This is a genomic window from Croceivirga sp. JEA036 (assembly GCF_011882165.1).
In the GTDB taxonomy this organism is placed as follows: domain Bacteria; phylum Bacteroidota; class Bacteroidia; order Flavobacteriales; family Flavobacteriaceae; genus Croceivirga.
Genome location: NZ_JAATON010000002.1, coordinates 35,071 through 47,433 on the forward strand (window position 1 = coordinate 35,071; position 12,363 = coordinate 47,433).

Below are 12,363 nucleotides of genomic sequence, written 5' to 3' on the forward strand. Positions count from 1 at the left end.
GATGAAGAAAGTATTAATGATTGACAATTACGATAGTTTCACCTATAACCTAGTGCACTATCTAGAAGAATTGGATTGCGAGGTAATTGTAAAACGAAATGACCAATTAACCCTGGAAGAGGTTGCTGATTATGAATTAATTGTGCTTTCTCCAGGCCCTGGTATCCCAGACGAGGCTGGTTTGTTAAAACCTATTATTGAAACGTACGGGGCCACCAAAAAAATATTTGGGGTCTGTTTGGGGCAACAAGCCATTGGAGAAGTTTATGGTGGTAGCTTAGTGAATCTAGACCAAGTTTACCATGGTATTGCTACAGAAATAGAAATTACGGGAGAAGACTATATTTTTAAAGGATTACCTAAGAAAATACAAGTTGGCAGATACCATTCTTGGGTAGTGAACAAAGAATTACCAGAATGTTTGGAAGCCACCTCTTTTGATGAGAATGGTCAAATTATGTCCCTAAAACATAAAACCCATGATGTTAGAGGGGTTCAGTTTCACCCAGAATCCGTTTTAACTCCAGAAGGTAAACAAATGTTGCAGAACTGGTTAGTAGGTTCATAGCAAGGTAAAAAGATATAAATAAGGTCATTTTATAGGAGCTACGTAACTCCAATTTTTGACATGCAATTGAAGTAATAGCTAAAAGCAAGTTCCGCCCTAGCGGAAAAAAAGTAAAGTGAATGAAAGAGACACTAAATAGATTAATTAATCACGAAATCTTGTCAAAGGACGATGCCAAACAAATCTTGGTCAATATTGCTAAAGGCGATTATAACACCAGTCAGATAGCGGCTTTCCTAACTGTTTACATGATGCGTAGCATCACCATAGAGGAATTAGAAGGTTTTAGAGACGCCTTGTTAGAATTGTGCGTTGCTGTGGATTTAAGCGATTACAATCCCATAGACCTTTGTGGAACGGGCGGAGACGGCAAAGACACATTTAATATCTCTACTCTAGCCTCATTTGTTACCGCTGGTGCGGGTATTCATGTAACCAAACACGGTAATTATGGGGTTTCTTCCAAATGTGGCAGTAGTAATGTCATGGAGTTTTTAGGCATTAAGTTTAGCAATGAAGCCGATTTTCTTAAAAAATCCATGGAGGAAGCGGGTATTTGCGTACTCCACGCTCCTTTGTTTCACCCAGCCATGAAAAATGTTGGTCCAATCCGTAAAGAATTGGCCGTTAAAACTTTTTTTAACATGCTAGGCCCCATGGTAAATCCTGCCTTTCCTAAAAACCAAATGGTAGGGGTTTTTAACCTAGAGCTAGCGCGTATGTACGGCTATCTGTATCAAAACACGGATAAGAATTTTACGGTATTACATGCGTTAGACGGTTATGATGAGATTAGTTTAACAGGTGCTACCAAGACCATTTCTAATGGTACAGAAAGCATGCTAGAACCCGTAGATTTTGGTATACAAGCGGTAAAAGCTTCGGAAATTGTTGGTGGTGATGATGTTGCGGATTCTGCTCAAATATTCCTGAATATTCTTAAAGGCAAAGGTACAGAAGCACAAAATAATGTGGTATGTGCCAACGCAGGTGTAGCCATTGCAACGGTAGAGAATTGCACGCCTAAAGAAGGTTTTGAAAGAGCAAAAGAATCGCTTTTAAACGGCAAGGGACTTTTGGCTTTAAACAAGTTAAGGGCATTGAGTAATTAGTGATTACTGGTTGATGCTTTAAATAATTGTTTAATAAAGCTAGATTCTCAAATTCTTTTTCGTCCATAGAAAAAGAAGAAATAAATAAAGAAAACATGAACATCCTAGATAAAATAGTTGCTGACAAGAGAAAAGAAGTCGATTTAAAAAAAGGGTTGATTCCTACTACCCAATTGGAAAAATCCGTTCTTTTTAATAGAACAGGTTCATCCTTGTCTACGGCCTTAAGAAATAGCCAATCTGGTATTATTGCAGAACACAAAAGACGCTCGCCCAGCAAGCAGACCATAAACCAAAATACCAATGTAGGTATGGTTGCCAAAGGTTATGAAAATGCCGGCGTGTCTGGTATGAGTGTACTTACGGATATAAAATACTTTGGAGGTTCTATTGAAGATTTGTTGCTAGCTAGAGCATGTGTTACCATGCCACTGCTTCGCAAGGAATTTATGATAGACGAGTATCAGGTTTTAGAAGCCAAAGCACACGGCGCAGATGTTATCCTTTTAATAGCTGCAGTGCTTTCGCAAAAAGAAATTAAATCACTATCAGAACTTGCAAAAAGTTTAGGAATGGACGTATTGCTAGAAGTACATAATGAGGCAGAATTACAAAAATCCATCATGCCTAGTTTAGATATGTTGGGCGTCAATAACCGTAACCTAAAAACCTTTGAGGTTAGCTTAGAAACCAGTAAAAAACTTGCTACACAAATACCAGACGATTTTGTAAAAGTCTCTGAAAGCGGTATTAGTTCCGTAGCTGCCATAAATGAGCTAAAACAATACGGTTATCAAGGTTTTTTAATAGGTGAAAACTTTATGAAAACCGAAAATCCAGGGCAAAGCGCCCTAGATTTTATTAATGCTTTACAAAACGTGTAGGCCATGAGACTAAAGGTTTGCGGAATGAAATATAACCCCAAAGAAGTAGCGGCTATAGCACCAGACTATATGGGATTTATATTCTATGATAAATCGCCTCGTAATCTTGTTGGGGTTATCCCTACAATCACCAGAAAGGTGAGCAAAGTAGGTGTTTTTGTAAATGCATCCATAGAAGAAATTTTAAAAAAAGTAAGCCTACATGGGTTGCAAATGGTGCAATTGCACGGGCAAGAACCACCAGAATTATGTGAGCGCATAAGAAACCTCAACATTAAAGTAATTAAGGTATTTGGTATTGCAGATAGCTTTGATTTTTCTGTATTGAAACCGTACGAGGACGTGTGCGACTATTACCTTTTTGATACCAAAGGGAAAAATCCCGGAGGCAACGGTTACACGTTTGATTGGGAAGTCTTGGAGAACTATCCGTCTACCAAACCCTATTTTTTAAGCGGCGGTATAGGATTAGAAAATATAGATGAAGTATTAACCTTTTTATATCGGCCAGAGGCCAAATACTGTTACGCCATAGATGTGAACAGTAGGTTTGAAACCAAACCTGGAAAAAAAGACATTGAAAAACTAATAGCATTTAAAAAAAGAATTGACGATGAAGTATCACGTAGATGACCGCGGATATTACGGTGATTTTGGCGGCGCATTTATTCCAGAAATGCTCTACCCCAACGTAGAAGAGCTACGCCAAAATTATTTAAAGTTGATGTACGAAGATGATTTTCAAAAAGAATTTCATCAGCTTTTGAAAGACTACGTGGGCCGTCCTAGTCCATTGTATTTCGCCAATCGTTTATCAGAAAAATACAATTGTAAGGTTTATCTAAAACGAGAAGATTTAAACCATACCGGGGCACACAAGGTTAACAATACCATAGGTCAGATTTTAATGGCCAAAAAACTGGGTAAAAAACGCATCATTGCAGAAACTGGCGCTGGCCAACATGGGGTAGCTACGGCAACGGTTTGTGCCTTAATGGGGATTGATTGTGTGGTGTATATGGGAGAGATAGATATTGCAAGACAAGCACCCAACGTAGCCCGTATGAAAATGCTTGGCGCTACGGTAAAACCTGCATTGTCTGGGAGTAGAACCTTAAAGGATGCTACCAATGAAGCTATTAGGGATTGGATTAACAACCCAGTAGACACCCACTACATAATTGGTTCTGCCATTGGTCCACACCCTTACCCGGATATGGTTACCAGATTTCAATCGGTAATATCCGAAGAAATAAAATGGCAATTAAAAGAAAAAGAAGGACGCGAACTTCCAAACTATGTGGTAGCCTGTATTGGTGGCGGTAGTAATGCTGCTGGTACGTACTATCACTTTTTAGATGAAGAAGAAGTAGGCATTATTGCAGTAGAAGCGGCTGGTAAAGGTGTAAATTCTGGTGAAAGTGCCGCTACTTCCAAATTGGGTAAAGAAGGTATTATTCACGGTTGTAAAACACTATTAATGCAAACGGAAGACGGGCAAATTACAGAACCCTATTCTATCTCTGCAGGTCTAGATTATCCCGGGGTTGGGCCTTTGCATTCGCATTTGTACAAATCTGGACGGGGCGAATTTTACTCGGCTACAGATGATGAAGCCATGGAAGCGGGCTTAGAATTAACCCAACTAGAGGGTATCATCCCCGCTATAGAAACCTCTCATGCCTTAGCATTATTCAAGTATAAAACGTTTAAACCAGATGATGTAGTGGTCATTAGTTTATCTGGACGTGGGGATAAAGATTTACAGACGTATATAGATTATTTTAAACTGTAGTTATACCCACTTAAGATTTCGGGAACAAAAACTTAGGAATTAAAAGGCAAACCTTCATACCTAAAACTATTTTAGATGAATAGAATAAACCAAAAATTACAAGAAGAACAAAAGTTACTTTCTATATATTTCACTGCTGGCTATCCAAAATTAGAGGATACCGTAACGGTTATTGAAGAACTGGAAAAATCCGGGGTAGACATGATAGAAATTGGACTACCGTTTAGCGACCCCTTAGCAGATGGCCCTACCATACAAGAAAGCTCTACCGCTGCTCTTAAAAATGGTATGACTACGAGCAAACTTTTTAAGCAATTAAAGGATATCAGAAAAACGGTATCCATTCCTCTGATTATTATGGGGTATTTTAACCCAGTTTTGCAATATGGTGTAGAGGCGTTCTGTAAAAAATGTGAGGAACTGGGGATTGATGGACTCATACTCCCAGATTTACCTTTAGATGTATATTTGGAAGAATATGAAGCAATTTTTAAAGCACACGGTTTAATCAATGTGTTCTTAATAACGCCACAAACTAGCGAAGCTAGGATTCGCCAGATAGATGCAGCTTCTGAAGGATTTATTTACATGGTAAGTTCTGCAAGTACCACGGGTGCTAAAAGCGGATTTGGAAACGAACAAACAGAATACTTTGAACGAATTGATGGTTTAAAGCTTAAAAACCCTCAAGTAGTTGGTTTTGGTATAAGCAATAACGAAACGTTTACGGCTGCCACTTCTAGAGCTAAAGGGGCTATTATTGGCTCGGCCTTCATAAAACATTTAACCACTCACGGCACTACTGAAATTGATTCGTTTGTGAAGGGGATTAGGTAATAACCTAATACCCCGGATTCTGAATAATATCAGGATTGTAATTAATTTCAATTTGTGGAATAGGCCAAATGTACTCATGAGATTGATATTGTTTGGCCCTTTCTGGATAGTTATCATTGAAAGCATTAATTGCTTCTTCTAATAAACCATTCCTTATCAAATCACTTTTGTAAGCACCTTCAAAAGAAAATTCTAATCTTCTTTGCTTTAAAATTTCATTTAAAAATGCCTGTTGAGTTAAACCCGCTTGTAATATTGTACTTGGTCCTGTTACAGACCTACTTATTAACCTTTGTAGTGCATCATAAGCGCTCTGTGAAGGACCATTAAGACTGTTCTCCACCTCTGCATAAGTCAATAAAACATCTGCACTTCTTAAAATTATTAAATCCATATCCGAGGAATTATAAGTAGGAGGACTAACAAAGTTTTTTATATTTTTCAAAGGTCGCCAATCATCAATATTGTCGGCATTTACTTGAGTATCATTTTCTAACTTAAAAGTCGCTATATTTTCGTTAAAACGTTTATCTGAAATTTCAAGTGGAAAGTTAACTGGACTGGCAGGTGAATTACCTTCCATAAAATAGTCAGAAATATATCCGGAAGTTATTTCTATAGCATCAAGATTTGTATATCCTAGCGGTCCATATATCACCCCTACACTTCTACCTCCCAAATCGGAATTTACATCAACATTTACAGCGAATAAAACCTCATCACTTAGAATATTAGAGGTTTCAAATACATCTCTATACTCATCTTCTAAAATTACATCTGGTAATAAATCAACTAGCAAACTTTTAGCTTCAGTCAATTTATCTGTTTCAAAATCTGGAAAGCCAGCTACATTCATGTAATGTTTAGCCAACAATAACTTTGCAGCATTCACATTTGCTACATACTTGCCATTATTACCTTCTTCTAAACTAGAAATCACAAAGTTTAAATCCGAAATAATCAAATCTTTAATCCCATCCCTATCGTTTACAAAAGGACCTTCTACGGTTGTATCTTCCGTAACTAGAACTGGATTTCCATATAGTACTAATAAATTAGAATAAACTAAGGACCTCATAAATCTCAATTCAGCCAAAATAGCAGGAGTTTGTTTTCCTGATTCTGAATAATAGTTATTATCTAAGACAGTTTTTAAGGTTTGATTAATCTGATACATAAATTGATAGTGATTATTCCAAACCTCTTCTACGACAGGATTATTTGGTGTCAATTGAAAACTATCCACTTCTTCCAATACTTGATTGTATGTGTTTTTATATGTAATAGTTCCAGTGCCCAAATCTCCCCAAATCCAATTTAAATCACCAAATTCAGTAGTATATATGAGTTTTAAACGGTTGTACATAAACTCTAAAAGAGAGTCGATTTCTACTTCACTCTCCCCAATCGGATCAGCCCCCTTTAAAATTGTTATTTCTATAGAAGTTGTAGCACCAGCGGTGACTATTGCACTTTCGTAACTGTACACAAAGTCTTCATTATAATTTTGAGAATTTTCATCAATTTCCACCAAAACATCATAACTTCCTATTAAAAGGTCGGTAAAAGTTGCAACCCCATTAGTATCAGTTTTTTTTGATTCCTTGGTTTGCAATAATGTTACGATAGCATTTGGTTCACGACTATCTTTTGATACTTGCACCGTAACTTCTAAGTTCCCACTTTCTACCATTTCAACATCCACCGTTTCATCTTTTGAACAACCAGCAATTATAAATATTGAAATAGCTATAACTAGTTTAAATACTAGCGTAAAAGAAAAAGACTTCATTGATGAGAATTTATTATGGTAAGTTTAATTAGATTTACAACTAATGTAAAGCGTATTTATGAGAGTTTTAAATTTCCTTTTACTAATCTTACTTTATGTCCCAATAGCCGCCCAAGATTCTACAAAAGTAAAATCTGAGGTTGCCCTTGCCATTACAGATTTACGTGAATTTGTAGCCATACCCAATGATGCCCTAAACCCAGATGATATAGACAACAATCTCTTTTGGTTAAAAAAACAGTTTGATAAACGTGGATTTAATTCGGCTATCTTAGACACAGAAGGTTTACCGCTATTTTTTGCCAACACCCCAATGAAAGATGGCAAAACCACCATCTTATTTTATATGCATTTAGACGGCCAAGGTGTTGATGCCAATAAGTGGGACCAACCAAACCCGTACAAAACGGTTCTTAAGAAACCTGTTGAGAATGGTTTTGAAACTGTAGATTTTTCTGCGCTAAATGAGGATATAAATTATGATTGGCGCCTGTTTGGCCGTTCTACCTCTGATGATAAAGGACCCATAGTGATGTTTTTGCATGCCTTGGATTTACTTAAAAAAGATGACAAGGAATTTCCGTACAACATCAAAATTATTTTAGATAGCGAAGAAGAAAAAGGTAGCAAAAGCCTTCCTAACGCGGTAAAGCAATATAGAGAACTACTGGCTGCCGATTTTTTAGTGATTTCAGACGGGCCAAGCCATGGCTCTGGATTACCTACTATGGTTTACGGTTGCCGCGGTATAACCACATTAAGTTTAACTACCTACGGACCAATAAAACCCCAACATAGTGGCCATTATGGAAACTATGCTCCCAATCCTGGATTCCAGTTAGCCCATCTATTAGCAAGTATGAAGGATACGGACGGCAAAGTGACCATTCCTGGGTACTATGATGGAATTTTTATAAATGATGACATCCAAGCAGTTTTGAAAAAAGTGCCGGATGACGATGCTGTAATCAAAGAAAAACTTCAGTTTAAAACAGCGGAAAAAGTTGGCAGTTATTATCAAGAGTCTTTACAGTTCCCTAGTTTAAACATTCGTGGTCTAAGCTCTGGATGGACAGGCGATGCCGCCAGAACTATTGTTCCAGAAAGTGCTACGGCCGAATTGGACTTACGCTTAGTACCAGAGAGTAATGGCAACCGACTAAAAAAATTAGTAAAAGAACACATTGCCAAACAAGGCTTTAAAGTCCTTGACCACGTACCTACAAATGCGGAGCGTTTACAATTTGACAAATTGATTACCATTACCGAACGTGGGGTTACCGATGCTTTTCGTACAGATTTGGACAATACTTACGGGGTGTTCCTAGCCAATACCCTACAAAGCACCTTTGGGCAAGATGTGGTACAAATACGCATAATGGGTGGTACAGTCCCTATTTCGCCATTTATAAACGAATTAAAGATTCCAGCTTTTATTGTTCCTATGGTAAATCCTGATAACAACCAGCATAGCCCAAATGAGAATTTAAAAATTGGACAATTGGCCTACGGAATTCGTGCTTTTTACAACATACTAAGCACACCCTTGCAATAATAAATAGACTTTAAAGCGTTGAATCTTGCCTAAGGTTAGCGCTAAAGCAATTATTTGTAACGCATTAACACCCAATAACATAGTTTTAGAAGGCTATTAACGGAGTTTAGCTCAAGCTTTTAGTACATTCTCAATAGTTATTAATTTAAAAAAAATACTATGGGAATTATTGAAGATAAGAAGAAGTTTAAAAGAAGAGTAGAACAAACAAATCCTACCAACCCAACTGGGAATACCAACATCAAAACTAACGATTTTGATATTGACGAGGATACCGTTAAAAAGCAACAGAACAAAGGATAATAAAACCCCTTTTTGTGCATAAGAAAGCCCCTGATTTCTCAGGGGCTTTTTCTATATTTTAAGCCGAGTTTCTACTGGCATTAATATTACCATAGAGACTACGTGTCACTATCTTCTCATACAACTCTTTATATTCAGAATCTTTGGTTATATGGAAGAGCGCATTCTGCTGAATTACCAATAACGGCAGAACAATTTTCTCACGAATCTTAACGGATTCTCTAGAAACCGCCTCGTCTTCCATTAAGATTTTATGTCCAGAAATTTGCAATAGCATCTTTTTAGACAATTCAAACTCTTGGTGTAGAATCTTCCAAAAATCACCGAACTCCTTATCCTCCTTCATGTAACTGGTTAAATTGAAGTTGGTTTTTGCCAAAGACATCATACTATTCATCATCAAGGCTCTAAAGAAAGGCACTTCTTTGAACAGCTTTTTCACATCGTTCATCTTACCTTCTTCTTTAAGCTGTGCAATGGCCGTACCCAATCCAAAATAGCCTGGTACATTTTGCTTTAACTGGCTCCAAGAACCAACAAAGGAAATCGCCCTAAGGTCAGATAACGTCAGTTGCTTTTTATTACCACGTTTTCCTGGTCTACTACCAATATTTGCCTTGGTGTAATATTTTAACGTACTTCTATGCTCCAAATAAGGTATAAACTTTTCATGTTGTTTTAACGCGTCATATTTATTAAAACTAAGCTGAGAAAGTTTTTCTATTAACCTACGTTGCTCCCCAGAAATTTTGTGTTCTTTTCCAAACAGGTTGTTGCTTAGCCCAGCGGTAAGTAATTGTTCCGCATTGTGTTTAAACTGCTCTTTGGTACCAAACGTACTTGTAATGGTTTGTCCTTGTACGGTTAATTGAATTTCATGGTTGGCAACATCCTTGGTTTGTGCGGCATAGAAACGATGTGTTTTACCACCACCACGTGCTGGCGGTCCGCCTCTACCATCAAAGAAAATAGCTTTGATGCCGTTTTTCTTACACACCTTACTTAAAGTTTCTTTGGTTTTTAAAATAGACCAGTTGGCTTTTAAATACCCGCCATCTTTTGTACCATCAGAGAAGCCCAACATAATAGTATGTACGTCTTTTCTACGTGCTAGGTGTTCTTTGTACATTGGTATATCAAATAGGGCTTGCATTACTTCTTCAGAAGCATCCATTCCTTTCATGGTCTCAAACAACGGAACAATATCAAAAGTTATATCCTCTGCTTTCCAACCACACCATCTAAACAAACCAAAAACGAATAGTACGGAAAAAATATCTTCGCTATTACTTATGATGTAGCGATTACAGCCTGCCTCTCCATTTCTATTTTGTATTTCCTTTAAGTGAGAAATATTAGTCAGGGTTTGCACCACAATGTCTTCCGTAAAATCGCTCTCATTTACAGTGATATCTTTTTTAAGCAAACAATTAATTAATTCCTCCTGCGATAATTCTTCAAGACTTTCCTTAATTACACCATGCTTTTTAAGTACCTCTGTGACTGTTAAGTAATGTTTACTATGGTCTTGGCGAATATCTAGCGTTGCGAAGTGCACTTTAAATATGTGCACCTTATCTATCATCTTAGTTAAATCTTCTAAATATAACCCATGATAATCATTAACAAGTACATCTTTAACCTGCTCTAGACTTTGGATGATTTCTTCATAGCTCACCAAAAATTCAGTTTGGAACATAGCCTTATAGAGCTTATCACTTAACAATTCTAACGGCTCAGCCAACCCACGGAACGTTAGTTTTTTCCGTAGCACTTTAATGTCATTATAATAACACTTCATTAAAGTAAGGCGCAATTCGTCTGCTACTTTTTTGGTGATATCTTCTGTTACATATGGGTTACCATCCCGGTCTCCGCCAGGCCAAAAACCTAATTTTATAATGTCGTAATTATCAAATTTCTCATCCCTAATACTCTTTTTAATGTCTTGAAACATTTCTCCAATAGCATCGTAATACGTATTTCTAAGGATGTGGATAATGTTTTTTGCTTCGTCTAAAGGCGTAGGCTTTCTGGAGTTTACCAGAGAAGTTAATCCTAATTGCTGCAAAGTGGTATCAATATCATTAATACGGTTATCTTCTATCATTTTTCTTAATTCTGAAATGATATCTAGAACCGCCGGTGTATAAAATTGGGTTGGGTGCGCCGTAAGTACTATTCTTGCACTAAAAGTAGATAGCTTTTTAGAGATTTTATCCCAATTCTTATTTTGGTCTACCAGCTCAAAATAATCTTTAATTCCAAGTGAGTTGGTATATTTTTGCAATTTTGGAAATGCGGCATCTTCTACACTATCATACAACACCACTTGGCGTTCTACGTACTGTATAATACGAAACATGAAATCTATTCGTTGTTTCTCGTCTGTAATTCCTGCAACGCCAGTAAAGAAATTTTCTAATATTTCTTCTGGTTTTTTACCCGCATTTAAGCCTTTCTCACACTGCTCAAATAACAAAGGAACAAGGGTTGCTACATTTTCCATGTCTGCATAAGGCAGACTAAGAAATAGGCTATTGTAGATATTGTATCTGTTGGTGACCGACTTTTGAAATTCTGCCAATCGTTTTGTTTGCCGCATTTTATTCATATAGCTGGATAAAATTTTAATTATGAAACCCTTCAAAGGTCGTTAAATAAGACCATTTAAACCATGGATTGCTGTACTATAACAATTTGTTAGCACCACCATACAAACCTAACAATAGCACTTGCTTTTATAAAGTATATTTATTTTTTTACTTTTAGATTGATGCAGTTTAAGGATTTAACCTTACAATATGATGCTAAAAGAACTTTGCATATTGGAGTACGCGAAAATCTAGAGTATTAAAACTTGGATTTTTACGCTTTAATTCTTTGTACAATGGCAAGCTGCCCACTGCCCTGTTAGCAGTACCGCTAGGAGCTGTTAGGCTAACCGTTTGTATATTTACTTGTGTGCTTGGGTGTACAAACTGATGTATTCTAGGCACCGAACTATCCACTACTTGTAGTCGTAAATTATTTGTCTTAAGCAATCTCCTAAAAAAATACTCGGGACCATTTTTGCTATTACCACCGGTAAAAAGTAGCGTGTTTACCGTAGTATATTCTTTCAAATACCCCAATAAATCTCTCAATTGCACATTTTGCATACCAAGGTCAGAGGCATCCACTTTTTCTCTTTCTGCACTCGCAACAATATCACAAACACCAATCTTCTGCTCACGTAAAAATTCTTTACGCTGTTGTACGGCCGCTTCCGTAGTTTCAAACAATAAATCTAAATGAAAAATACGGTCTAAAATTGGCCAAAGTTGACCATCTCTACTGCCATAACAAAAATCCACATCGCCTTCTTTTAAAAGCCCCGTTGTAAATCTCGGTGGTGGCAATGTCCCAACAATTAATTTTTCTACACCCTTGAATAAGAAAGGTGGATAAGGATGGGTATGTAAAAAGGGCTTAGACAATGGTACAGGTTTGTCCTAAAAATACAAGAATAATTCTG

Annotated in this window: 11 protein-coding genes; 8 read left to right on the forward strand and 3 right to left on the reverse strand. The window is 37.0% G+C overall.

Annotated elements, in window-relative coordinates; all coding sequences use genetic code 11:
• Nucleotide 1: 1 nt before the first annotated feature.
• The 6 genes from HCO57_RS05020 (at nucleotide 2) to trpA (ending at nucleotide 5,196) form a co-directional block, all read left to right on the forward strand.
• On the forward strand, nucleotides 2-568 hold the full coding sequence (locus HCO57_RS05020; protein ID WP_010519833.1) for an anthranilate synthase component II: 567 nt from the start codon (nucleotides 2-4) through the stop codon (nucleotides 566-568).
• A 119-nt stretch (nucleotides 569-687) separates the two neighbouring features.
• Nucleotides 688-1,680: an anthranilate phosphoribosyltransferase gene (gene trpD, locus HCO57_RS05025; protein ID WP_167988141.1), complete on the forward strand. Its 993-nt coding sequence runs from the start codon at nucleotides 688-690 to the stop codon at nucleotides 1,678-1,680.
• Between the two features lie 95 nt (nucleotides 1,681-1,775).
• Entirely contained in the window at nucleotides 1,776-2,564 is a 789-nt protein-coding gene (gene trpC, locus HCO57_RS05030; protein WP_167988142.1) for an indole-3-glycerol phosphate synthase TrpC, read from the forward strand.
• Between the two features lie 3 nt (nucleotides 2,565-2,567).
• A complete protein-coding gene (locus HCO57_RS05035; RefSeq protein WP_167988143.1) occupies nucleotides 2,568-3,197 on the forward strand; it encodes a phosphoribosylanthranilate isomerase in 630 nt (209 codons plus the stop codon).
• Nucleotides 3,178-4,359, forward strand: coding sequence for a tryptophan synthase subunit beta (gene trpB, locus HCO57_RS05040; RefSeq protein ID WP_167988144.1), 1,182 nt, complete (start codon nucleotides 3,178-3,180; stop codon nucleotides 4,357-4,359). The genes HCO57_RS05035 and trpB overlap by 20 nt, the downstream gene beginning before the upstream one ends.
• Nucleotides 4,360-4,434: 75 nt before the next feature.
• A complete protein-coding gene (gene trpA / locus HCO57_RS05045; RefSeq protein ID WP_167988145.1) occupies nucleotides 4,435-5,196 on the forward strand; it encodes a tryptophan synthase subunit alpha in 762 nt (253 codons plus the stop codon).
• 4 nt (nucleotides 5,197-5,200) lie between these two features.
• Here the strand turns inward: trpA and HCO57_RS05050 are convergent, their stop codons facing one another.
• On the reverse strand, nucleotides 5,201-6,988 hold the full coding sequence (locus HCO57_RS05050; RefSeq protein ID WP_167988146.1) for a RagB/SusD family nutrient uptake outer membrane protein: 1,788 nt from the start codon (nucleotides 6,986-6,988) through the stop codon (nucleotides 5,201-5,203).
• Between the two features lie 58 nt (nucleotides 6,989-7,046).
• Here HCO57_RS05050 and HCO57_RS05055 point away from each other — a divergent pair, with 58 nt between their 5' ends.
• Nucleotides 7,047-8,543, forward strand: coding sequence for a M20/M25/M40 family metallo-hydrolase (locus HCO57_RS05055; RefSeq protein ID WP_167988147.1), 1,497 nt, complete (start codon nucleotides 7,047-7,049; stop codon nucleotides 8,541-8,543).
• Nucleotides 8,544-8,702: 159 nt separating this feature from the next.
• Nucleotides 8,703-8,846, forward strand: a complete 144-nt coding sequence (locus tag HCO57_RS05060; RefSeq protein ID WP_167988148.1) for a hypothetical protein — start codon at nucleotides 8,703-8,705, stop codon at nucleotides 8,844-8,846.
• 58 nt (nucleotides 8,847-8,904) lie between these two features.
• On the opposite strand, the gene HCO57_RS05065 is transcribed toward HCO57_RS05060, so the two are convergent.
• Nucleotides 8,905-11,451, reverse strand: coding sequence for a phosphoenolpyruvate carboxylase (locus tag HCO57_RS05065; RefSeq protein ID WP_167988149.1), 2,547 nt, complete (start codon nucleotides 11,449-11,451; stop codon nucleotides 8,905-8,907).
• A 205-nt stretch (nucleotides 11,452-11,656) separates the two neighbouring features.
• Entirely contained in the window at nucleotides 11,657-12,325 is a 669-nt protein-coding gene (locus HCO57_RS05070; protein WP_167988150.1) for a uracil-DNA glycosylase family protein, read from the reverse strand.
• Nucleotides 12,326-12,363: the final 38 nt, after the last annotated feature.